Source organism: Ruegeria sp. A5 (genome assembly GCF_056543005.1).
Genome location: NZ_JBQGAV010000006.1, coordinates 48,327 through 70,970 on the forward strand (window position 1 = coordinate 48,327; position 22,644 = coordinate 70,970).

The window sequence follows — 22,644 nt, forward strand, 5'->3', positions numbered from 1 at the left end:
GTTCCCTGTAAATGGCGTTTTCCGATCAGCGACCAAGTACCAAACAAGAAAAAACAGAATGACAGCGAGGGTTGTCCATATTGTCTTTCTCATTTCACCGCACCTTCAGCAGCGTCATCGGCTTCGGGCGAGGTATCAATCCAAACCTTGAACAGCTCATAGAAGACAGCAAAGAGTACCGGCCCCATAAAAACGCCGATCAAACCGTACGCCATCATACCTCCGAGAACACCGATGAGGATGACCAACATGGGAGTCTCAAGGCCTTTTGAGATGAACACGGGTCTTAGGAAACTGTCCATTATCATGACTGGAACGGCCAGTATGGTGAAGATCAAAGCAGTTCCGCCAGACATGGAGCTCCATGCGTAGATAATTACCGGTATAAGAACCAATCCGGGCCCGATTTGGATAATTGAGAGTATGAGGCAGACAAATGCCAGTGTGGCGGCCGAAGAAATCCCAAACAAAGCCAGCAGTATCCAAACGAAAACAGCCTGAATGGCTGCTACGCCAATCACGCCTTTTGTAACGTTCCGGATCGTTGCGCCTGCCAGTGTCACGAATTCACCGCCGCGTGGTGCAAAGACACGGTTGGCAAAGCGCTGAAGACCCTGGACCAAATTTGGCCCCGGGCTGAACAATGCCCCCATAATCAATACGGACAGAGCTAAGCCAAGAAGCCCGATACCAATGCCCAACACCTTTCCGAAGAGCGATTTGGTGATCTCAAGGATTTGCGCGCCGTATTTTGCAAGCGCGCCGTCAAGATTGCGCTCAAACATTCCCCAGACATCGGAGATTTTATTTCCAACCAACGGCAATTCCTTGAGGCCCTCGGGCGCAGGGGGGATTTTCAATTCACCCTTGTCTGCTTGTTCCGCGAATTCAGACCCTAGTTCTGCAGCACCAGACACCGCAGTTGCGACTGGCCCCAGGGTCAGAACAAGGCCCAACAGAACGATAATTGTTGTGGCAAGCTTCTTACGTCCTCCCAGCTTGGATTGCAGCCAATCAAATGCCGGGTAGAGCGCGACGCAGAGTATCGTTGCCCAGATAACCACACTTGCAAGCGGAGCCACCATGACCAGGGCGCTGTAGAGGAATAATCCGAGAAAGAGCAATCGTATCGCGAGGTCGACAATCTTCGCGTCCTGGGTCTTTTCCATTCCATCCCTCCACTATCTGTTTTCCAAACAATACACTCAAAAAACGTAATATGTATATTTTTTGAGTTTTCGGCGATCATCTATCAGTTTGAAGGTACGAGTGAATCCGAGGCACGGCTTCAGATGCGCGGTCGCACTGATACCTGCGCATGAACTCAAATTGCCTTAATTTGGGATAATCTATTTGTCCGTTTTTTCGTCGTCTTGGGACAAGATTGTATCTGCCACTGTGGTCGCCGCAGTCACGAAAACACCCAAGCCTACAATGATATACACCATTGTGAAGATTTTCCCCGCCGCAGTTTCAGGTGAGAAGTCACCGAACCCTACGGTCGAAATTGTCACTACGGAAAAGTAGATCGAGTCTAGCCAACTCCAACCTTCGACAAAGTGGTAGAAGACCGAGGCCCATAAAATCATTCCGACTGTGAAGGCAAGAAGGCCTTTCACTCTACCGTCCTTGAAAGCGACGCCTATCCCACGTGTTATTCTAGTTAGCGAATTCATTGTGTCCCCGTCGTTTGAAGAATTCACATATAACAGTAATTAGATGGATGTGGGAAATTGAAGCATTTTAACCGCGTCTAGTTTAATTGGGGCGTCCAGGCGCAGTCGTCAAAGCTAATGCAATGTGCTCGTTTATGAAACGTTAAACGCGTTTCAAGCCAGCTATTTTGAAACTGGATCAGCAGCACATCCTAAATTTAGTCCTTTAACCGTTTCTTGGCCGCCCGACCAATTCCGCAAGAGAAGTCGGCTAAATGGTCAAGGTCATTTAGGGTTCAGCAAAATAGGAAGCCACATATTCCATTAACATGATGCTTTAATGGTCTAGTCTGCCCAAGAAAGGAATCAGAACCTTAGGAGAAAAGCGTGCGGTTCATCACAAGAAGTGTAAAGGTTTGTTGCGCTGTCGCGTTCGTCGCGGTTGTTGTGGCATGGCTTTTCCTGTCCTCTGCGTTGTTTTCTTCTTTCAGAACCACTTTTGTTGAAAACCTAATCTCGAAGAAACTTGGTCAGGACGTGTTAATAGAAGATGAAGTGCGTCTAGGCCTTGGTCGGCAACTGCAGGTATCCGCAGCGGGATTGGTACTACCCGGCGCGATCAAGACCGAAGCGAACCTGGCAGCAATCGACAAACTTGAGTTCAAAATTTCCGCCCGCGACCTTTGGAACAGCAAATTGTCGCTGAGTAAGCTTTCTATCTCGGGTGTTCACCTCAACTTGATCACGGACAAAGACGGTGTCGGAAACTGGCAGTCCACTTCCCAAACGGGCACTAATGCCGGGGATCCGGCCAAACCTGCAAACCTGTCTGTGGCTGGAATTCTAACGGACCACGAAATTGACCTGACCGATGTCACCGTTCTTTACCAGAACGATCTAAACGGGCTTGGTCTGGATCTGCAGCTTCCTGAGCTGAATTTAAAGCGTGATACAGAAACCGACGTTGTGACCGCGGTTGGGGCTGGTTCACTAAATGAAGAGAAGTTTGATCTGAACGCGAGCATTCCCGCGGACGACCCGTTTCAGGTCGCGGTGAACTTCGAACAGATTGCGATTGCCGCCGAAGAAGTCCCTCAAGAGAACGGGCTACAAGTGAATACGACCATAGAGGTTGCCGAACTTGGTCAGCTTCTTGATATCCTGAAGCTCAACCGCGTTCTGGAGGGTTCAGGAAGCATTAGTGCAACATTCAAATCAATCGACGGCGTAGCCCGGATTGATGACCTAGCTGTATTGACTGAATTGGATGGTGGGCAAAGCCTTTCGCTGACGGGACAAATCGGAGAGTTGGGAAACCCAGAAGACGTATCCCTGACAACCCGCATTCGGTTGTACCCTGAAGATGCTGAACCCGCCCCAGCCGCGTCGCGGTATGATCTAAAACTAATAGCAGTTGACATGGTTATCGATAGCGTACCCGGGCAGGTCCCGCAGCGGCAAATGGTCATTGAAACCAACGGGTTCACATTGGATACCTCTGGTGAAGGGCCGCCCCCGATTAAGTTTTCCGAGCTTTCCAGAACACCCGAAGGCGCCTTGAGTGTTGGAAACATCAATTTGAGAATTGGGAACCCTGCTGATCCATTTATCATTTTGAACGGTTCGGTCGAAGACGCGTTGCAATTACAAGGCATATTGGCCGATGGGTTAATGGATATACCCGCAAGCAGCTTGATCTCACCAGAGCTTCTGGGACCGGATGATCAACTTGGTCGATTTTCTGGTAACTTTCATTTGAACGGCGACATCAATCAGCTTTCGCTGACAAATTTGGATGGCCAGACAAGCGAAACGGAACTTTGGAACCTTGAGGTGCATGGCTCTGTAAAAAATGTGCTCAAATTCGAGAACCTGGATTTGGCAATTCAAGTAGAAGTCCCCTCCGGAGCGGACCTATTAGAAGCCCTATCGCTTGAACGGGTGGAAACTGGACAGGCTAACTTTGAAATTGGCCTTGCCAGCGAAGGAACCGATTGGGATGCGAATGCCAAAGTCAAGGTTGCAGACTCTGTCCTGCAAATTGTGGCCGATCTTGATGATGCAACGAGTGATCCTGTACTGCAGGGTTCCATAGAGAGTGACTTGATAAAGATAGATCAGATCCGAACCATCGTTCAGGCCGCTGCACAATTGAGGAAAATAGGCGGTCTAGACCCCGACGAGGAAGACTTCATTGAAGAATCCGGCGACACTAGTCCTCTAACAGATGTAACGCTTAAACCTATTGGGCGTTCAATTCTCTTGTCCGGTGTGGATATGGATGTCGACGTTGACCTTCGGCACATAGAGGGTGCCAAAGGCATAAGCAGTTTGCAGAGTGAACTGACGCTCAACGAAAATGAACTCAAGGCCGGACCTTTGAATTTTGAATACGGAGGTGCTCATTTCGATGTCAGCGGACAAATGGATCTATCGAACGACGCGCATCTGCTCACGCTGACCGGCACAGCAGGCGGCTGGCAGCTTGATGAAATTCTTCACAACCTGAACTTCAAAAAGGGCGCAAGCGGTACCATCTATGCAGATTTTTCGGTGACCGGCGGAACCGATTCACCTAAGCATTTTGCCAACAGCATGCACGGCAATGCCACGGTCTCAATGCGTGACGGCTCGATCGAGACCCAGCTTTTGGATCTGGCAGGGCTAGGGATACTACCTTGGGTGTTTACCAAAGAGAAACAAAAGGTTGCTCCGATCGTATGTTTGCGTGCACCGATTAGTATTTCCAATGGAAGTATTTCGACGAAACAAACCACATTGGAAACAGATCATGTCCAAGTCGTCGTCTTTGGCGGTGTTAATGTGGCGGGGAAGGTTTTGGACCTAAATCTGCAGCCCCGCAAGATTGGCGAACCGCTTTCGAAGAGTCCCTGGCCCGTGACCTTGAAGGGCCCATTAGCAAAGCCGAAGATCAAGGTAAAAGACGGTCCCAAGCGACTGAAACGATCGGATGGTGCGGACAAAATGCCGGCAAAAAGAAAACTTTGCGTTCCGGATATTTTACAACTGCAGTAGTGGCGAAGGCAGTCGACAAAAGAACACAAATAAAGTTCAAAAAGAATGACATCGCTTTCAGGATGCGATCTTTGCTTTGGGTTTTCTCTCGATGTATTCCACACTTTAGTTGAATGGAAACTCTCTTAGAGTTCAGCCGACATGATGTAAGGACTTTGAGACGCAAATGGAAAAACGTGTGCACTATTGAAATGGCAGCTAAAGTAAAATCAATAGCTTAGTTAAGCGTGAGCGACACATAGCTCTGCCACCAGCGACATAAACTTACCATTTTCGCCTCACTTCCATCATCCATCACCTCGCCCGATTTCATCGATCCTGAGTTCCTTATGGGAAAATCTGGGCTAATTTGCAGTTCAGTCGCCGAGGGCGCCTGATCCTGCTGATCTACCACGTGGCGAACGCGGATGCGGGCGAGGCAAACCGACGCCACCCCAACATCCGCTTCTGTACCACGCTTAAGGATCGGGAGATCCATGGCTGTTTGCTTCAAGTGGGTAAGAAACAAAGCGAGAATAACGCTACCGCTACTTTCTATCATTTTCATTTAGAATAAATTTTAGAAATCTCCCCAACACAATTGGGAGGTCAATTAACAGGATGGTACGGATGCAAGAAGCATAGTTTCTCATGCTTCGAATTGGAGGTTGCTCAAGAAATGGTTCGCAAAGCCCTTTGCGAAGCTTTCGATGGGCACCCCTGTCGCGATGAAATTTGGCGACTAGCAGCTTACGTTAGGCTCTAACCAGTTGCGCTCCGCGGGCATCCCAATCGTTTATCTGAGCTCTGAGCGGGCTCTCGCCAGCACCAACAGTTTTGCTCGTGCAGCAGGTTCCGAACCGCGCGTTGCTGCCATTGGTGATGATAGGTGCCGCACTCGAAACGAAGGTCTGCTTGGTGGCCACAACAGACCTGGTGATTAAGGCATTGGGTGGTCAAGTGCAAATACCATCGCATCGGCAAATGTTCCATCTGTACTGCCGTCATCCACAATGACGAATTCAAAACCCCGAATCAGAGCCCAGGCGTAGGTATCAATTCGTTTTATCATGCGCCGGGATTACGACCGTGCGCTCCGGCCTGCTTTCCAACAGCAGGTGGTGACGCCGTCAATCAGCCCCAAGTCTAACAGATCTTTGATGTTGCTTACTTCTGCAGTATCCACGAAAATTTCATGGTTTTCCTCATCGTGTGTGAGCTAATATTGGTTGCACGTGAATTCGCTTAGAGGCGCTGCATCGACGGATGGCGGGGTCCAGGGCGTAAATTCAGAACGCGTGGCGCGTCCCGAATTCGGTGCAGTTCTGGTTTAATCTTAGGTCGGCATTTCGACTAGTGCTGATGACGAGTTCTGCATTTGGCAGATCGTTCGCTTTTGCACGTTTCAATGCCGTGACCGGGTCAAAGCCATGGCTGATCCAGCGGTGTTGCAGCCTGTTTTCAAGCTCTTCCAAAGTTGGGCTGATAAAAACCGTCGCGGCATAAACATCCGTCAGGTTTCTCCATGGGTCGCTGTCCATCAGAAGATAGTTACCCTCAACGACGACGACCGGAGTTGCCGGGTGAACCGCAATGGCGTTGGCAATAGCTAGGTCCATTGTGCGATCGAATTTGGGATGAAAGCACTCGTGGCGCGTAACTTGAAGCTCTCTGATTGCAGCGCAAAACCCGACCCCGTCGAAAGTCTCTGGCGCGCCTTTTCTCGCCAGCAATCCACGCGTTTCCAGCACGCAGTTGTCCAAATGGTAACCATCCATTGGTACAAGTGTGGCTGACGGAACCGCCGAGCTCTGTTGTGTGTTCAGCGATTGCACAACGCCTTCCGCTAAGGTCGACTTTCCGGATGCAGGGGGGCCGGCGATTGCGATAATCGTCCGGACTCCAACTTGCCGCCGGGAGGAGATCAGGTCGCAAACGCGCTTTACGTCCTGCTCGATCACGCTGCGTCCTCTTTTGGGGGTTCCTTGGCACCGGTCATGAAGGCGACTGCATCGGACATCGTGTAATCCTTGGGATCAATTGTGCAGAGCCTTTTGCCCAACCGATGCACATGAATGCGGTCGGCAACCTCAAAAACATGAGGCATGTTGTGGCTGATCAGGATGATCGGAATGCCACGCGCCCGCACGTCCTGGATCAGCTCAAGCACCTTGCGGCTTTCCTTAACCCCCAAAGCAGCGGTCGGTTCATCCATGATGATAAACTTGGTTGCAAAGGCAGCGGCACGAGCAACGGCAACACCTTGGCGTTGGCCACCAGAAAGAGTCTCAACCGCCTGATTGATCGACTGTACAGTCATCAGCCCAAGCTCGGTCAGTTTTTCTCGGGCAAACTTCTCCATCGCTGGACGGTCAAGCTTACGCATGTATTTGCCCATGAACCCCTGCTTGCGGATTTCGCGCCCCATGAACATGTTGTCCGCAATCGAAAGGGCAGGAGACATGGCGAGCTGCTGATAGACAATCTCAATCCCCATATTCCGCGCATCGATCGGAGAGGTGAAGTTAACCTTTTTGCCCTCGATCAGAATCTCGCCTTCATCCGGGATTGTGGCGCCGCAGATCGCCTTCACGATGGATGATTTGCCCGCGCCGTTATCTCCGATCACTGCCAGGATTTCCCCCTGGCGCAGTTCAAAGTCGGAATGGTCGATGGCGGTAACGTGGCCATAACGCTTTACGATCCCGCGGCCTTGGACGACTGGAGTTGAGTCTGACATTAGCCCGATACCTTTCTAATCCACTGGTCGACGGCAACCGCAGCGATAATGAGAAGTCCGATAAGTAAGAAGGTCCATTGTGCGTCTGCGCCCAGAAGCCTAAGCCCCAAAGTGAACACGCCAACAATCAGCGCGCCAAACAGCGATCCCAGGATGGATCCCCGCCCGCCGAACAAAGAGATGCCCCCAATCACAACCGCGGTGATGCTTTCGATATTGGCCAATTGACCGGATGTAGGTGAAACCGACCCGATGCGTCCGATCAAAGCCCAGCCCGCAAAGGCACAGATCAAACCGGATAACATATAAACGGACATCAGCGTTCTGTGCACGTTCACACCGGATAGTTCAGCCGCCTCAGGGTCATCCCCCACTGCATAGACATGCCGGCCCCAGGCCGTGTGTTTGAGCGCGTAAGCCAAAACGAAAATCAGAACGAGCATGAATATCACGCCAACCGTGAAGGTCGCGCCACCGATGCTGAATTTGGTACCAAAGAATTGCAGGAACGGGGCGTTGGCTTCGATATCCTGGCTGCGAATTGTTTCGTTTGCGGAATACAGGAAGTTTGTCGCCAGAACGATCTGCCACATGCCGAGCGTGACAATAAAGGGTGGCAGCTTTACGCGACTGACCAGCCAGCCATTGAGAGCCCCGATCAGCGTACCCATTGCCAGCCCGCACATCACAGCAATGGGCACGGGGATACCGTACCGGAAGGTGAACTGACCCATGATGACGGATGAAAACACCATGATCGCACCGACGCTCAAGTCGATGCCGGCGGTCAGAATGACAAGGCTTTGCGCTGCGGCCACGATGCCCACGATCTGAACCTGCTGCAAGATCAGCGTCATCGCAAAGGGGGAGAAGAACTTGGACCCTAGCAGCAGACCGAAAATTACGATGGCGCCGACCAGAACGATCAACGGCACAAAGGAAGGGTTGACATGGAGAAGATGCTGCAACTTCCCCAGAACACCACGACGGTGATCTTCAAATTCCGCTACGGTTTCTGACGCGTTGGCGGCGGTTTCGAATTCCTGGGCGTTTTGGTTTGCTTCAGACATCTCTCCCCCTTTTCGTGGCTGGCATCGCGCCCACGAAATCAGTTTACAGGAAGTTTAGGTTTGCTGGTGAAAGGATTGATGAGGCGCTGCGGCGCGCCTCACCTTGTAGGGCTGCCTTTAGCCCCAGCAGAGATCCAGGCCTTCTGCGACAGACAGCGACTCGACCCCATCAACCGGCTGGTCGGTGATGAGTGCCACACCCGTGTCATAGAAGTCTTTGCCGGGTGTGTTTTCGGGCTTCACGCCCTCTTCGGCCCATTTTTTCACGGCCTCAACCCCAAGCGAGGCCATCAACAGCGGGTATTGTTGGCTTGTCGCCCCGATCACACCGGCTTCGACGTTTTGGACGCCGGGGCACCCCCCGTCAACCGAAACGATCAGTACGTCGTTTTCACGCCCGATGGATTTCAGCGCCTCATAGGCGCCCGCAGCAGCTGGTTCGTTGATCGTGTGAACAACGTTGATGGATGAATCCTTAGCCAGAAGATTTTCCATCGCGCGGCGCCCGCCTTCTTCATTACCGTCGGTCACGTCACTGCCAACCAGCCGCGCATCGGTTTCGTCACCGATGACATTTGGGTCCGCCAAGTCCACGCCGAACCCGTCGAGGAAACCCTGATTGCGCAGAACGTCCACTGTCGGCTGACTGACGTTCAGATCCAGCGTCGCGATCTTGGCATCGGCTGCGGCGTCGCCCATTTTGGCCTTAGCCCATTGACCGATCAGCAGACCGGCCTTGTAGTTGTCCGTCGCGAATGTCGCGTCCGCCGAGTCAATCGGGCTCAGCGGCGTATCCAGCGCAATGACCAGAACGCCTGCATCTCGCGCCTGTTTAACCGCAGGAACGATTGAGCTGGTGTCGGATGCTGTCAGCAGAATGCCTTTTGCGCCATCGAGAATGCAGGTTTCAATGGCCTGAACCTGAGTTTCATGGTCGCCATCAACCTTGCCGGCAAACGCCTTGAGCGTCATGCCCAGCTCTTCTGCCTTGGCGGTTGCGCCTTCCTTCATCTTAACGAAAAAGGGGTTGGTGTCGGTCTTGGTAATCAGGCAGACGGTTTCACCAGCCGCTTGCGCGGATGCAGCGGCCAAAGTCAGCGCAGTCGCGGATGCGGCGAGCTTGAGTAGATTTCTCATGTTGTCCTCCCAGAAAATTGTTGTGGCCCCGCGCGGAATAGCGACAAGGCGGGCCTCCATCCTCCAATGAAGGTCCCGTTCAAGAAACCGTGATTCTAGCCTCTGTGTCAATAAATAAATAAAGTTTATTTATTAATTTGCCCACGTATCTTTTCATAAGAAAACAAGGTGTTTATGTTTAAGGTTATGGAAAGAGAGGCGTTGAAAATACTAACCGGCGGGGTAAGCCAAAGCGGTGTTCGTGATCATAACGAACGCCTCATTCTGACGGTTTTACAACGGCATGGACCTGCTGCCGGGGCGGACGTCGCGCGGCTGACGGGCCTGTCACCCCAGACCGTGTCGATCATTCTGCGTAAGCTCGAAAAGGACGAGATTCTCAAACGTGGGACGCCGTTGAAGGGCAAAGTTGGGAAACCTTCGATCCCCATGGAGCTCAATCCCGAAGGCATTCTGTCGGTGGGAATGAAGATCGGTCGCCGCAGCGCCGATCTTCTTTTGATCGACTTCACCGGTAAGCCACGCCAACAGCTCTCGACGACTTATGACTACCCGCTACCCGAAGCAGTGTTCGGGTTTCTGGAGGTAGGATTGGAAGAGCTTCTGGCCAATGAACCCCAGAAACTTCGGGACCGTGTATGCGGGATTGGAATCGGAACACCGTTCGAGCTGTGGAAGTGGCACGACCTTTCTGGGCTTGCGGCTCAGAAATTCAGGTCCTGGAGAAACGTGAACTTCTTTTCCGAGGTGGCCAAGTTCAGCGAACTGCCGGTCTTTGTGGTCAATGATGCTACTGCCGCGTGTCACGCGGAGCACCTCTATGGCCGCGGGGCTGAGTATCGAGACTATTTTTATTTCTTCATAGGCTCAATGATTGGCGGAGGCGTTGCATTGAATGGCACCGTATTTGAGGGCAACCAAGGCAATGCCGGTGCCTTGGGTGCCATGCGAACGACGGGTCCTTTGGGTGAAAGCCAGCAACTGATTGACACTGCATCGCTGTTCCTGCTCGAGGACAGGTTGATAGAAGCGGGTGTTGATCCGGGAATTTTGTGGAAAAAGCCGCAGGACTGGAGCAGCATTTCTCGCTATGTCGAACCATGGATCGGTACCACCGCGCAGGAACTGGCCAAAGCTGCGCTGTCTATTTGCGCAGTCATCGACTTTGAGGCAATTTTTATCGACGGCGCATTCCCATCTGAAATACGGGAGGAGTTGGTCTCACGGGTTCGTCGTTACCTAGTCAACCAAGATAAACGCGGTTTGATTCCTCCGGTTGTAGAAGCTGCGGCTGTCGGAGAAAACGCCCGCGGGATTGGGGCGGCAAGCAGCCCGATTTTCCGCCAGTTTCTATTGAACACTAATGCTGGGCTTTCTGGGATGTAGTCGAAATTCATAGGGGTCAAATTTCCTAAGTAGAAAGGAACCGCATAATGTCAATCTTCTCAAAACTCTTTGGTGGCGGTGAAAAGTCGGAGCTGCAACCGGTCTCGTACAAAGGGTTCGACATTTTCCCCGTTTTGATTGCCGAGGGCGGAAAGTATCGCCTGTCGGCCCGTATCGAAAAAATCATCAACGGAGATCGTAAGACCAATGCGCTGATCCGGGCGGATGTCTTCGAAAGCCGGGATCAGGCCGAGAGCTTTAGCATCACCAAGGCGAAACAGGTGATCGACGAGCAAGGCGAGTGTATTTTCGGTTAACCGAAGGCAATGAAGGGATGCTGAAACAGCTCTGCACAAACCTTTTGCAGAACTCAAACGGTCATTGTCCAGAACAGTCCAAAACTGTCCTGATTGTTGAGCAAGAAGAAAGCACCATTACGCTCTCGGTTGTTGGCGATGGTCCTGGCGTTCCCGAAAACACACTGGGTAAGCTTTTTATTCCATTCGATAAACTAGAAAGTGAACGGAACAGTGTTGGGAATGGTTTGGGATTGGCGCTGTTGAAAGCTATCGCATATCATCATTCATCGTTCTTATCGACCACAAATAACTCAACTGGGTTGACTGTCTCAATTCAATTCGAAGTTGCGTGGTGACACATAATAAGTGAGCGAAGCTAACTTGGTACTTATGAAACATGGGGCCATAGAAGGTAGTCAAACGATCGAGGCCGGGCGAAATTGTCTCGAAACAGCGTTAATTTAAGGTGCTGACAGGGCGAGGGATGTCCCGCTTTGATGTAATCGGGTAATTCGGCGCGGTGGTGTGGATCAATTAGTGGACCATAATTGGCTCAAGAAGAAGGACGAACTGCTGAAACGAGCTGAGTCGGATCTGACGTTGTACGACTTGATCCTGATAATGGCTTTGACAGCACCTTCTCTGGCCCGCTGGTCGTCGGGCCTCGATTGATCGAGTGTTCTTCAGGTTCAGCGTATTGGAAACGTCCCAGCGATTGACATCGAGTACCCGAACCGAATTAAATCGGTTTGTTCGGTCTTGATATGGTTGGCGAACTACCTGAGGACCGTGCGGACCGGAATATCGGGCTGCTCTGATGTAATGGAAAACCTTTGAGTTGCAAAAGGCAAAACCAGTGCGCCCAAAAAAGATCGAATGCCTCAAATTCAATGGTTTGCGTGTCGCCGAATGGCAAAAACTATGTGTCGCCCCAAATTCCTGTTGAACGTCGCACCAACCTGACCCTACCGTCTCAGTTGGACCAGAAACGAAGTGAGCGTTCGATATCGGAAGGCACCCCAGATGTTGGACATTAACTGATATTGACTTTCGCGTTTTAAACTGACCCAAGTTCCCCATGTTAATACTCCAGCAGAGAGTTACGTGTGATCTGGCTTTCCTTTTGGAGGATCAAGTCTGATTTGCAGATCAGACAGCGAAGCTGCCTGTTCCCGCTGATCTGCCACGTGGCGAACGCGGGAGAGGGTGAGGCTATGCTATTCGACAGGGGAAGTGCGGCCCGCAGGCACCGCCGAGGACACAGTATTGTCTAATAGGGGTGCCCGAGGGGAAGGCAGAGCCTTGTCCCTTACGGCCAGAGGCGTTTGGCTCGTCCAAATCCCGCTGGCCCAAAACAGGAGCGGCTGGGCGAGCTAAATAGTAACTAGTAGGGTCCAAACCAGCCTAAATTTCTGGGGTACGTCGTTAAGGAACATGCCGAGACCCAAACCGCCATTGTCGATGGTATGTGACAGCATATCGGGTACTCAACCAAAGATCGCTTCACTTAACATCCCTAGAGACATTCGCGCTTCCCTTCGATGTGGTCAAATCGCTCAGCGCTTGCGAAACTAGGCAATTTTGATGCCGTGCAGCCACAACCGCAATTCGTGCAATAGCGACGTTGGGACTACCATAGCCCCGCTACCAGCAGAGGTGCAGAGATAATTCAAAGCTGACAATGGATTGGATCTTGAGCGATCGATACTTTGCGGGCGAATGTCGTCTTTTGATTGCTTGCGATCAACGACTATTTCTAACCAGATGCGGCCACCTTTAGCTTGATATAAGTATTCGGCAGGCCAAGCCGCCAAGATCCGCTGATTTCTCCAGTTTTAGTTTGCCGCCGTAAGCGTTCATCAGATCAACACAGATTGCCAAACCCAATCCTGTGCCGCTGACAGAGGTATCCAACCGACCTCCGGATCGAACTACTCCCTCACGTGCATCCTTCGGAATACCTTGTCCGTCATCCTCAACGCAAATCTCAATGCCGCCGTCTACACGCTTTGCGGCGATGTGAATTGTTGTCCGACACCACTTGAGCGCGTTGTCGAGGAGGTTTCCCATCACCTCTTCGATGTCCTGAGTATCCATTCGAACCTGAATCCCATCCTCACAATCTGTCGTCAGAGATTTTCCTTCGCGTTCTGCCATGACCGAAAACAGTCTGGATAACCTGTTGACGGAATTGGTAAGGTCAGTTCGTGAATGCGTAAGTTCTGCGGTGTTCGACGCACGCATACGCGCAAGTGAGCGCTTTAGCTGAGCATCAATTCGATTTAACGCGTCATCTGCAGATTCGATATCTGCACCCGCGTCCGACAAAGTCGCCAGTTCATTTCTGAGAATTGCCGTCGGTGTTTTGAGCGCATGTGCCAGATCCGCAGCTTGTCGCCGAGAACCAGACACAATTTCACGATTCCTGTGCAGCAATTTATTTAGGTCCTGAACAAGCGGCGAAACCTCTTCTGGGTAATCTTCCGGAATCAAGTCATCTCCCTTGTCCCAGCGATGCACCACATCTGCGCGCAGTTTTTTGAGTGGGCCAATAATTGCTGACATCAACAACAACGAACCGGCAACTCCAATCAAACCAACCAATCCAAAAACCGGTAGCAAGTTGTTTTGCGCGGCTCTGCGTTCGCTTATCAGCTCTCGCCTGCTTTCGGCGACCGTTACGCCCCACTCGGTTCCGTCTTCGAATGTGATTCTCTGATATGCGCTACGAACGGCTTCGCTGTCCGGACCTGTGGTGTTCCAAACGATTGCCTCTTCGCTCACACGTACAGGTTCGGAAATTGTCTCGTCAAAGAGCGAGGCTGATGTGAATGTAGCCCCGTTTCCATCGGTAACCTGCCAGTATCTGCCTGAATACGGCGTTCCATAGGCTGGATCGAATATCAGTTCGCGCAATGCCTCAGGGTTATGCGTCGTTGCGCTCAAACCGACAACGAGTTGGGTGTGCCGGTCACGTAGCGTCTGGTCGAATTGTTCCAGAACACGTGTGTTGATGTACGAAAACACAATCAACGTTCCGACGCCGACAGAAAGCGCGCCTGTCGCAAGGCCGCCAAGCAAAGCGCGTTGGCGCAGCGATAACATCAGGCCGTATCGATCATATAGCCGCGTCCTCTGACCGTTGTAATAAGGTCAGAGCCCAGTTTCTTTCGCAGCCGGGTTATGAAGACGGCAATGGTGTTCGAATCCCTGTCACCGTCATATTCATAGATATGCTCTGACAACTCGGTACGTGACACCATGCGTCCCATGTTGTGGGCAAGGTATGTCAGAACTGCGATCTCTTGCGCCGTCAGATCAACAGGAATGCCGCTCACGCTGACGCGACCGTTTCGCGTATCGAGCATAACGTCCCCCATTTCGATAACCGGGTTCAACTGACCGCTTTGTCGGCGCAAGATGGCCCGTACACGAGCGGCCAGCTCGGGCATGTGAAATGGCTTGGTCATGTAGTCATCAGCACCTGCATCAAGACCATCCACGCGCTCGCTCCACCCATCGCGGGCGGTGAGGATCAACACAGGTGTCTTGACGCCCGCGCTGCGCCATTCGCGCAGGACAGAAATACCGTCGCGTTCCGGCAACCCGATGTCGAGGATGATCATGTCGTAAGGTTCGGTCGCACCCAGGTGCAGGGCGTCAGTACCATTCTTGGCCACATCTACCACGCGGCCTTCTGCGCTAAGAAGTTTCTTAATCTGCTCGCATAGCTGCGGTTCATCTTCGGCCAGAAGTACTCTCATATTCAAAAACTACAGTCACAAGGGCTTTGATTTAAGCCCTATTTTTTACCGTTGCCCTTGCCGTTCCCGCCAGAGTTGCCGCCGCCGTTACCACCGCTATTACCTCCGCCGTTTCCACCACCATTTCCACCTCCATTGCCGCCGCCGTTGCCATTGCCGCCGCCGTTGCCATTGCCGCCGCCGTTGCCACCGCCGTTTCCACCAGCATTGCCATTGCCACCGCTGTTGCCTTTGTTTCCACGGCTCGCAGAAGCTCCACGATTGCTGTTGGTGTCGCGGCTGTTGTTGGCGTTGGCGGGGTTCGAACGGGCTGCTTTCGATATTTGACGCCCAACACTGGATCGATTGGAAACGACTGTACCGGACTGGGCATTCACAATGACACTGACAATTTTTCCATCAGGCTTTTTGACAAGAATGCGATAGTAAATCTGATCGGACTGAAACGCTCGTGCATCGACAGGGGTGCCGCCATAGGCTTTTTCGACACCTTTGATAACCCGTTTCAAACGAATGGTGTCCCCGGTCAGGGTCGCTTTGCGCAGTTCACCTTGCTTGAGCTCGCGTGTCTGGGCAGCCGCTTCCCCAAAAGGCAAAGCAACAAGCAGGCTTGCAACCACCAAGATCACCTTCGCGCGCATGAAAGTCCTCGTATTTCGCGGCTAGAGACTACGTCTTTCGACATGAACCGATGATGAACAAGCAGTTAGCCCTGCGTTCAAGCACCCTCAAGTTAAATGGCAAGGAGCATTGGGGATTCGTGCGTGAATCGAGACTATTGAACATAGCGAGTTGTTTCAGAAAACTGATACCCGCTGATTTCCACCGAGGAGGTCGATATGAAAATCACCAGTTTGAGACTGCTAAAAGCATCGACCCTGGCAATCGCGTTGTTGGGATCTACAGCCATCGTAGCCACCGTTGCGGTGCCGGATATTGCATTTGCAAAGGAGGGCAAAGGCAATGGCGGTGGAAAGGGTAACGGTGGAGGCAACGGCAAAGGCGGCGATAAAGGAAACGGTGGAGGCAACGGCGGCGGAAAAGGCAATAGCGGTGGCAAAGGTAACTCTGCCAGCGGAGATCGTGGTGACCACAGTTTCGCCGGTAACAAAGGCGGAAAGAAAGGTGCCGACAAAAGTCTTGGTGGCCGAAACACCGGTAAATCCAAGACAAAATCTTCGCGCTCTGCTTTGGGCAAGGGCGGTCGTTTTTCCTTGAAGGATATCTTTAGCGGCAAAGGCAAGTCGAGAACGGTTGCCACATCTGGAAAACGCTCGACCACCAGCGGTAGCAAACAAAAGCCCAGGACGTACAAGAAGCCTTCGAAAACAGTAATTGTCGAAGAGTCCATTCGCCCAGCGGTCAGGGAAAAGGGGAACAAGATGGCGGCACTTCTTGGTGCCCACCCGTCTGAGTTAGGGGCGCTCAATGCCGCCAACGCCAGCGCAACTGCATTAGAAAATGCAGCGCCCAATTCCCGCGTAGGCCGAATTGCCAATTATCGAGATACCGTGTTGGCCGGAGAACCCTTGCGCGAAGAGCTTGAGGAACAATTGGAAGAGCTCGCTGGCTTGGAGCCACCGGAGCGGACTGTTCCTGAGATTGAAGAAGACCTCGAAGCCGCGTTGGGTGAAGTCCAGGAAAACCAGGAACGCGTCGAGGATCTCGAACAAGCGCTGGAAGACGCAGGCGGAACGGACCCAGAGATTGAGGAGCAATTGGATGAAGCCCGCGCTGATTTGGACTCTTCGATCGAAGCAGCGCAGGACCTGAAAGATGAACGTCAGGCTGCCGTCGAATACGAAGAAGCGACTGAACAGGTGCAAGAACTGGCTGACCAGGTCGAGGAACAGGAATTGACCGAACGGGAAGCACTGGAAGCCGCCGCAAACAAGCCCGTGACCGACGCCGTTGAACATGAGGTAAAGGCGCTGTTGGGTCTGTAACGAAAGACAACGGCTCTCTGCGTCAATCAACCCGCAGTACTGACCACTCACGGAAGTACTAAAGCCCGGGTCAGCCAAAGGCTTCACAGGATGGGTAGCGGCTGGCCGGATACTTTTGCGCATCAAGGGCTACGCCCTTTTTCCCAAAGGCATAAGAAAGAAATCCCGCCCCATAACTGGAGCGGGATTTAGTTTTCAATTCCAATATCTAGGACGAATACCGGGAATTGTGCGGGGGTCTGCTGAACTGCCTTCAGACGTTGTTATGTGCCTCGGAAAGCCGCTTGTTTTTGACGATCTGTGTTAATGCATTTTCGATAGGAGGGAAGCGACCACTGCTCGATTTGGTCGTGGTTGGCAAACGTTCTTCGGCGATTTTGCCGGAGGTTTGCATCACAGCTGTTGTGCTGGACTCTTCAGTCACAAAGGCAGACTTGATCATGCGTTTCCCCTTGTCAGCGATCAAATGGAACAACGTCCCGAATGATCCAACACCATCACTATGCCTGAGATTGTTTGAACACTCTGAGAATACATTGTTCACGTTCAGTTAATGTTGTTCGCGAAATAAAGACAAACGAATAGGCGGGCGACCAGATGGAAGAAGAACATCCCGTTTCGATGCTTTAGTTGAATTTGCGATGACAATCGCAGCCGATGATTTCAGCTCGTGAATAAACTGCTGCATCGGAAAGCGACTCTTCGCTTATGAACTCGCCAAGGCCCATTCAAGATCATATCTAGGCTAAGAAGCTGAAAAAGGCGCTGGGAATGAAAAAGATTGCTGGGATTCTGGCGGTGGCACTGACCGTGCAAGGCGCGTCATTTGCGAACGCCAGTGTCAGCTTGTGGAGCTTTAGCACGGGGCACGTTAGCGGAACCGGCGCTACCTCGCCGATCCATGTGAAATCCAAATCCGGACATTGTCCGCCGGGCTTGGCAAAAAAGGCAATCCCGTGCGTACCGCCCGGACAGGCAAAGAAATATCGACGTGGCGATTACATCTACGATGGGTATGTCCGCATTGATGATCCCAGCCGTTGGGGACTACGGCGCAACGGATATTACGTGCGTGCCGGAGATTATGTTTACGAAGTAAACCGTGAAACACATGAAGTGCTGAACCTGATAGGGGCAATTGCCGACATTCTGAATTGAGAAATGTTATCGTTTACTGACTTGCATCTCTGTTTGCCGCCATTCGGTTGGATAGCGGCAGTCAAAGGTGTGGGTGGTAGAAACAGACATTCTTCGCGTGAAGGATCAATTACTGCTATCTGGCTATTGAAGTAGTGTTTCGTTTGGTCCGTAAGCGAGCTGATCATTCAACTAGAGATCGCTTCGCAATACATCCGTTCAGAGATGTTTGCGGTTTATTGGACGGTACATCGACTACAAATCTGTTGGGCACATTAGATGAGTTGCAAAATGGGTATGTGTGACACACGAACCAGGGGCCGTTTTTGCTGCCATCAAAATAGCCCAAGCTCTAAATAGACATCAGCCAATTCTTGAAGGCTCTTACTGTGACCCGATCTTGATCTCCTGGGCGACAAACTAAGTAGAGGCCCCGGTTCAATGGAACGCGGCTTTCGTCCAAGCGAATTAGCCGGCCAAGCTTAAGGTCTCTCTCCGCCAAGAGGTGTCTCGCCAAGGCGACGCCTTGGCCGTCGATCGCCGCTTCTAGAAGGACGGCGCTGTCCACAAAATTGATGTTCCGCGCCTTAATGTGATCCGCGTCCAGCCCAACTTGTGTGATCCAACTGTCCCAACCTGCGTTGAAGTTGTCATGCAACAATGGGAAGTTTGCCACATCCTCGGCGCGCATCGGAAGCTGTGATTTTTCGACGAGCGTTGGTGCAGCGACGACGATCAATTCCTCTTGTCTGATTTGCTCATGATAAAGCCCATCCCAACCGGGTTCTCCAAACCTTAACGCAACGTCGACATCGGACCTGTCGAAATCTGCAAAGGTATCATTTGTATCCAGCAATAGCGCAATTTCCGGGTGCTCTTGCTGAAACAAACTCAGCAATGGCACAAGCCACTTCAGGGCCAGAGACGTCGACAAAGACACTGTGATCGACTGGCGTTGATGAAGGCGTCTCACCTCTGTCACGCCCATCTGCAACGCAGAAAACGCTCCACGCGTTGATTGATGCAGGCGTTCCCCGGCGTCTGTAAGATTTACGCCATTGGGGTGGCGGTGGAAGAGCGTTACGCCAAGATGCTGCTCCAGCAATTTGATCTGCCGGCTGATCGCCCCATGCGTTACGTTCAACACGCCCGCTGCCTTGGTCAGGCTGGAATGTGTCGCGGTCTCGTCAAAGGCCTGAAGGGCGCGAAGATGTCTAAGGCTTTTCGACATGTGAGAAAAACTAACAGGCTTATCAAATAAAATCGATAGGATCTATTGGTTACAAAGAGTTATAACGGGGTGACTCTAAGAAATCTCACGGGTTTATTTGGACGAAGGTCACATGTCAGCTTTCAAAGTTGCGCTCATGACAGGTACGGGGCAAGGCATCGGCCGAGGGTGCGCCGTTGAAATGGCTAAAGCCGGCTACAAACTCTCTTTAATGTCCCCGTCCAATCGTTCGTTAGCGTTGGCGGAAGAGCTTGGCGGCATTGGCCGTCGAGGCTCGGTTCTTGATGCGGATGATCTGCAGGCGTTGGTTGACGACACTATGCGCGAGTACGGCCGGATTGATGCCATTGTCAGTAACATGGGGCATGGCGGATCCGTGCCTGAGGCCATCAAAACCGTTGGCTTCGATCCTGACTTTGACGGACCGCTTTTGGAACTCAGCGACGAGTTATGGCACGAAAGTCTGGACATGTATGTGCTAAATGTCGTCAAGATCGCCCGTATCGTCACGCCCATTCTGATCGAACAAGGCGGTGGTGCATTCGTTAATATCTCATCCATGAACACAATCGAGCCACGTGCGCCCTATCCCATGAGCATGCTGCGTGGAGCATTGCATAGTTTCTCAAAGCTTTACGGGGACCGATATGCACGGCACAACATTCGCATGAACAACCTTCTGCCGGGGTTCTGCGAAAACGTGAACCTGTCCGAACAGGCACGCCGGGAAATCCCAGCACAGCGTGCGGCAACTTTTGAGGAAATCGGACAGGCGTGCGTGTTTCTCGCCAGCGAAGGAGCTCGCTATATCAACGGCCAGAGCATACTGTCTGACGGAGGCATGAACCGCGCGGTCCGATAGAGAACAGTGAAATGATTGTCAGAGCACTCAAAAATATTCTTGGAACAGAGCGGGACGTCTTTGGCCCGGGCTGGAACAGCAGACGGCTGCTTCTGGCCTCAGATGGTATGGAGTTCACGCTCACTGACACACTCATCAACCAGGGTGCAGAGTTGGAGCTTGAATACACCCATCATCTGGAGGCGTGCTATTGTATCGAGGGTAAGGGCAGAATCAGAGCAGCCGAAGATGAAACCTGGCATGCCCTTGTGCCATTCACCCTTTACGCGTTGGATCAACATGACAGGCATGTGGTGCAAGCCACAAAGGCCGATCTGAGGCTTGTCTGTGTCTTCACTCCACCGCTCAGAGGGCGTGAAGTGCACCGCGAAGACGGAAGCTACGGCCCGGGAACCTAACCGGGGCAGCTATTAGCAGAAAAACAAAATCCGGTCGCAAGGGCGTAGTTGAAAGCGGCAACAAGCAGCAAAAACAGAACGGTAAACCGGCTAACATTACTTTGCTGCCTTTCTTGGCCGTGGTTAGTGTCGCAGCAGCGTTGATAGAAGCGTGTCAATCGTATCTGGGATAACAGCAGTAAGAGCGACCTCAACGAATATCAGTTGCGCATCTGGGAACGCAGGATGAAAGGCCGCAAAATAACGACAATCTGGCTGATAGCGCATTCGCCCCAAATCGTCCAGATCGTTGATCCCGTGCATCGCCTCATAGGTGATGATCTTGTAAAGAAAACGGGCGGGGCTATCTCGGCTGATTTACTTTAGGACAAAGAAGCCTAAATTGAACCGGCTGCACAACAAATGGACGAAATAAATATCTGTTCGCTTGAGTTCCGGGTTGGATTGGAGAAAGCGCAGCATGTCGACGCGCATGGCCACAAGTTCCTGCGTCGCACCAGACGGCAGGTTCAACCGTCGCAACAACTCTTGCCGCCTTGGCCCTGAAACTTCACTAAGCCTTTATAAAGACTCACACTTCGATCATTGGCGTAGAGGCGGGCTGCTTCAGAAAGCTGATTTGCGTCCAACTCAAGTTGGTCATTCAAATAGACAAAAAAGTCTAGTTTTTCCGCATCATTCAGGGTGTGGTAGCGCTCAAGGATCGTAGACGCGAGCGTGAAACCTGATACTTCACCTTCGGCAGACAATAGCGCTTCACATAGTTCGGCAATGGACCGTTTGTCATCTTGGCCACGCCTATTTCAGTACGCTCCAGAAATTGGTTCAATAGATCACCCAGAAACCAATTCCGCTGCATTTCAGGGCTCCATCTGACTACTCAGGTATTCGCCTGTTCGACGATAGTGATCAACTAGGTGCCGAGTTGCGCTGTCCGCGTCGTGATTTAGTGCGGCGTCCAAGATTTGCTGATGCTCAGCGGCAATGTCCCGCTTCTTGTAGCTCGAACCGCCAGCCGCCAGATAGCGATAGCGAATGTTCAGGTCGTATAGCTGCGAGCAATACCGTAGCAGCAATGGCAGTTTTGCATTTTCCAACAAGGCCATATGAAACGCTTTGTGGGCGTCTTCGAAGTCAGGCGCACCTTTTTGACTGGCCTTTTTCATATGATGGTGACGCAAGACTAGCCTGTCCTCCCAAGCTCCGTCTGCATTGACGATGGAAGCGCGCAGCGCTGTTTCCTCGAGGTTGCATCGCAACAGAAGTATTTCTTCGAAGTTACACTTGCTGACCGGTGCTGCCCGAAATCCGCGCTGATCAATCCGCTCGACCAACATGTCCGATGTCAAAAGGCTAAGCGCTTCGCGAACCGGACTAGCGCCGGTGTCCAAAAGCCCCCGAAGCTGCTCGATCTTGAGTTTTTGCCCCGGAGGTAATTCTCCGGTCAGGATCATTTCGCGCAGCCTTCGATACGCGCCATGCGTGGCTGATGTCTCTTTACCCTCAGTATCAAGCATGGCGTCCATATCCGACCGTTCCTTTGTTCGAGGCAAAACTTTTGATTGCTCTTAACTGAGGGCACTCGTTCCAGTCGATGGGCCAACTGAAAGGCTCAGCGAGCCTTCGTTGATCATCCAGCGCCGAAGTTCAAATTCGCGCGCACCGCTTTGGTGCATCGGATCGTCCTCGGCCAGTTTTCGGGCAGCCTCAAGACTGTCAGCACGATAGATAATCAGGCCCATTCCTTGCATGTGCTCACCAGTCTCATCCGACATTGGCCCTGCAAAAGCCAGCTGTCCCGCGCGTTCAAGCTGTGCCTGATAGGCCAGGTGGTCAGGTAGCGACGCCTTTACATCTTCGGGTTTTTTGGCAGGAGTGCTGAGTACTACGTAGAGTTCCAAAGCAAGTGCACCACGGCTTTTTGCTTCTGATTTGTAGTTCGCCCAGGCAACCATTTGCGTCCTCCAAAAATATCGATATTATTTGACATATTGCAAAATAGTC

26 protein-coding genes are annotated in these 22,644 nt (G+C 52.0%); 9 read left to right on the top strand and 17 right to left on the bottom strand.

Going from position 1 to position 22,644, the window contains the following annotated elements; genetic code table 11:
• Positions 1-89: 89 nt before the first annotated feature.
• Positions 90-1,169, bottom strand: a complete 1,080-nt coding sequence (locus ACR0AY_RS14170; RefSeq protein WP_170465183.1) for an AI-2E family transporter — start codon at positions 1,167-1,169, stop codon at positions 90-92.
• A 180-nt stretch (positions 1,170-1,349) separates the two neighbouring features.
• Positions 1,350-1,619: a potassium channel family protein gene (locus ACR0AY_RS14175; protein ID WP_480439390.1), complete on the bottom strand. Its 270-nt coding sequence runs from the start codon at positions 1,617-1,619 to the stop codon at positions 1,350-1,352.
• Between the two features lie 423 nt (positions 1,620-2,042).
• Here ACR0AY_RS14175 and ACR0AY_RS14180 point away from each other — a divergent pair, with 423 nt between their 5' ends.
• Positions 2,043-4,691 carry an AsmA family protein gene (locus ACR0AY_RS14180; RefSeq protein WP_170513161.1) on the top strand — a complete coding sequence of 883 codons (2,649 nt, stop codon included), beginning with the start codon at positions 2,043-2,045 and terminating at the stop codon, positions 4,689-4,691.
• A gap of 217 nt (positions 4,692-4,908) precedes the next feature.
• On the opposite strand, the gene ACR0AY_RS14185 is transcribed toward ACR0AY_RS14180, so the two are convergent.
• The 5 genes from ACR0AY_RS14185 to ACR0AY_RS14205 all read right to left on the bottom strand — a co-directional run bounded on the left by ACR0AY_RS14185 (position 4,909) and on the right by ACR0AY_RS14205 (position 9,617).
• The gene (locus tag ACR0AY_RS14185; RefSeq protein WP_170513163.1) at positions 4,909-5,238 is read right to left on the bottom strand and encodes a hypothetical protein; all 330 of its coding nucleotides are present in this window, start codon (positions 5,236-5,238) and stop codon (positions 4,909-4,911) included.
• 721 nt (positions 5,239-5,959) lie between these two features.
• The gene (locus ACR0AY_RS14190) at positions 5,960-6,631 is read right to left on the bottom strand and encodes a nucleoside/nucleotide kinase family protein (protein WP_480454314.1); all 672 of its coding nucleotides are present in this window, start codon (positions 6,629-6,631) and stop codon (positions 5,960-5,962) included.
• Entirely contained in the window at positions 6,628-7,410 is a 783-nt protein-coding gene (locus ACR0AY_RS14195; RefSeq protein ID WP_170402609.1) for an ATP-binding cassette domain-containing protein, read from the bottom strand. The genes ACR0AY_RS14190 and ACR0AY_RS14195 overlap by 4 nt, the downstream gene beginning before the upstream one ends.
• The gene (locus ACR0AY_RS14200; protein ID WP_170392953.1) at positions 7,410-8,480 is read right to left on the bottom strand and encodes an ABC transporter permease; all 1,071 of its coding nucleotides are present in this window, start codon (positions 8,478-8,480) and stop codon (positions 7,410-7,412) included. The genes ACR0AY_RS14195 and ACR0AY_RS14200 overlap by 1 nt, the downstream gene beginning before the upstream one ends.
• A gap of 117 nt (positions 8,481-8,597) precedes the next feature.
• The gene (locus ACR0AY_RS14205) at positions 8,598-9,617 is read right to left on the bottom strand and encodes a sugar ABC transporter substrate-binding protein (protein ID WP_170392952.1); all 1,020 of its coding nucleotides are present in this window, start codon (positions 9,615-9,617) and stop codon (positions 8,598-8,600) included.
• Between the two features lie 186 nt (positions 9,618-9,803).
• On the opposite strand from ACR0AY_RS14205, the gene ACR0AY_RS14210 reads away from it, so the two are divergent.
• The 4 genes from ACR0AY_RS14210 (at position 9,804) to ACR0AY_RS14225 (ending at position 11,974) form a co-directional block, all read left to right on the top strand.
• Positions 9,804-11,003 carry an ROK family transcriptional regulator gene (locus ACR0AY_RS14210; protein WP_170402926.1) on the top strand — a complete coding sequence of 400 codons (1,200 nt, stop codon included), beginning with the start codon at positions 9,804-9,806 and terminating at the stop codon, positions 11,001-11,003.
• A 47-nt stretch (positions 11,004-11,050) separates the two neighbouring features.
• A complete protein-coding gene (locus ACR0AY_RS14215) occupies positions 11,051-11,320 on the top strand; it encodes an HlyU family transcriptional regulator (protein ID WP_170513166.1) in 270 nt (89 codons plus the stop codon).
• 17 nt (positions 11,321-11,337) lie between these two features.
• Positions 11,338-11,658 carry an ATP-binding protein gene (locus ACR0AY_RS14220; RefSeq protein WP_170513169.1) on the top strand — a complete coding sequence of 107 codons (321 nt, stop codon included), beginning with the start codon at positions 11,338-11,340 and terminating at the stop codon, positions 11,656-11,658.
• Between the two features lie 181 nt (positions 11,659-11,839).
• Complete coding sequence (locus tag ACR0AY_RS14225) at positions 11,840-11,974, top strand: hypothetical protein (protein ID WP_480454316.1); 135 nt, start codon at positions 11,840-11,842, stop codon at positions 11,972-11,974.
• Positions 11,975-13,078: 1,104 nt separating this feature from the next.
• On the opposite strand, the gene ACR0AY_RS14230 is transcribed toward ACR0AY_RS14225, so the two are convergent.
• The 3 genes from ACR0AY_RS14230 to ACR0AY_RS14240 are packed head-to-tail and all read right to left on the bottom strand — an operon-like array spanning position 13,079 to position 15,707.
• Positions 13,079-14,407, bottom strand: a complete 1,329-nt coding sequence (locus ACR0AY_RS14230; RefSeq protein WP_170513172.1) for a sensor histidine kinase — start codon at positions 14,405-14,407, stop codon at positions 13,079-13,081.
• On the bottom strand, positions 14,407-15,066 hold the full coding sequence (locus ACR0AY_RS14235; RefSeq protein WP_170424792.1) for a response regulator transcription factor: 660 nt from the start codon (positions 15,064-15,066) through the stop codon (positions 14,407-14,409). Before ACR0AY_RS14235 ends, ACR0AY_RS14230 begins: the two co-directional genes overlap by 1 nt.
• A gap of 38 nt (positions 15,067-15,104) precedes the next feature.
• Positions 15,105-15,707, bottom strand: a complete 603-nt coding sequence (locus tag ACR0AY_RS14240; protein WP_480454317.1) for a PepSY domain-containing protein — start codon at positions 15,705-15,707, stop codon at positions 15,105-15,107.
• Positions 15,708-15,905: 198 nt separating this feature from the next.
• Here ACR0AY_RS14240 and ACR0AY_RS14245 point away from each other — a divergent pair, with 198 nt between their 5' ends.
• The gene (locus ACR0AY_RS14245) at positions 15,906-17,012 is read left to right on the top strand and encodes a hypothetical protein (protein WP_480454319.1); all 1,107 of its coding nucleotides are present in this window, start codon (positions 15,906-15,908) and stop codon (positions 17,010-17,012) included.
• 253 nt (positions 17,013-17,265) lie between these two features.
• On the opposite strand, the gene ACR0AY_RS14250 is transcribed toward ACR0AY_RS14245, so the two are convergent.
• A complete protein-coding gene (locus ACR0AY_RS14250; protein ID WP_170424798.1) occupies positions 17,266-17,454 on the bottom strand; it encodes a hypothetical protein in 189 nt (62 codons plus the stop codon).
• A 329-nt stretch (positions 17,455-17,783) separates the two neighbouring features.
• Between ACR0AY_RS14250 and ACR0AY_RS14255 the strand changes: the two genes are divergently transcribed.
• On the top strand, positions 17,784-18,170 hold the full coding sequence (locus ACR0AY_RS14255) for an excinuclease ABC subunit A (RefSeq protein ID WP_480454321.1): 387 nt from the start codon (positions 17,784-17,786) through the stop codon (positions 18,168-18,170).
• Positions 18,171-18,501: 331 nt separating this feature from the next.
• On the opposite strand, the gene ACR0AY_RS14260 is transcribed toward ACR0AY_RS14255, so the two are convergent.
• Positions 18,502-19,380, bottom strand: coding sequence for a LysR substrate-binding domain-containing protein (locus ACR0AY_RS14260; RefSeq protein WP_170513175.1), 879 nt, complete (start codon positions 19,378-19,380; stop codon positions 18,502-18,504).
• A gap of 136 nt (positions 19,381-19,516) precedes the next feature.
• On the opposite strand from ACR0AY_RS14260, the gene ACR0AY_RS14265 reads away from it, so the two are divergent.
• Both ACR0AY_RS14265 and ACR0AY_RS14270 read left to right on the top strand, forming a co-directional pair.
• Positions 19,517-20,242 (top strand): SDR family oxidoreductase, encoded by a 726-nt coding sequence (locus ACR0AY_RS14265; RefSeq protein WP_480444244.1) that lies wholly within the window; start codon positions 19,517-19,519, stop codon positions 20,240-20,242.
• A gap of 11 nt (positions 20,243-20,253) precedes the next feature.
• Positions 20,254-20,640 carry an ectoine synthase gene (locus ACR0AY_RS14270; RefSeq protein WP_170513181.1) on the top strand — a complete coding sequence of 129 codons (387 nt, stop codon included), beginning with the start codon at positions 20,254-20,256 and terminating at the stop codon, positions 20,638-20,640.
• Positions 20,641-20,763: 123 nt separating this feature from the next.
• Here the strand turns inward: ACR0AY_RS14270 and ACR0AY_RS14275 are convergent, their stop codons facing one another.
• From ACR0AY_RS14275 to ACR0AY_RS14295, 5 genes are all read right to left on the bottom strand, one after another.
• Positions 20,764-20,943, bottom strand: a complete 180-nt coding sequence (locus ACR0AY_RS14275; protein ID WP_170513606.1) for a malonyl-CoA decarboxylase domain-containing protein — start codon at positions 20,941-20,943, stop codon at positions 20,764-20,766.
• A gap of 54 nt (positions 20,944-20,997) precedes the next feature.
• Entirely contained in the window at positions 20,998-21,165 is a 168-nt protein-coding gene (locus ACR0AY_RS14280; protein WP_170513185.1) for a malonyl-CoA decarboxylase N-terminal domain-containing protein, read from the bottom strand.
• Positions 21,150-21,389: a hypothetical protein gene (locus ACR0AY_RS14285; RefSeq protein WP_170513188.1), complete on the bottom strand. Its 240-nt coding sequence runs from the start codon at positions 21,387-21,389 to the stop codon at positions 21,150-21,152. Before ACR0AY_RS14285 ends, ACR0AY_RS14280 begins: the two co-directional genes overlap by 16 nt.
• Before the next feature lie 111 nt (positions 21,390-21,500).
• On the bottom strand, positions 21,501-22,166 hold the full coding sequence (locus ACR0AY_RS14290; protein ID WP_170513191.1) for a GntR family transcriptional regulator: 666 nt from the start codon (positions 22,164-22,166) through the stop codon (positions 21,501-21,503).
• A 42-nt stretch (positions 22,167-22,208) separates the two neighbouring features.
• Positions 22,209-22,595, bottom strand: coding sequence for a YciI family protein (locus ACR0AY_RS14295; RefSeq protein ID WP_170513194.1), 387 nt, complete (start codon positions 22,593-22,595; stop codon positions 22,209-22,211).
• Positions 22,596-22,644 lie beyond the last annotated feature (49 nt).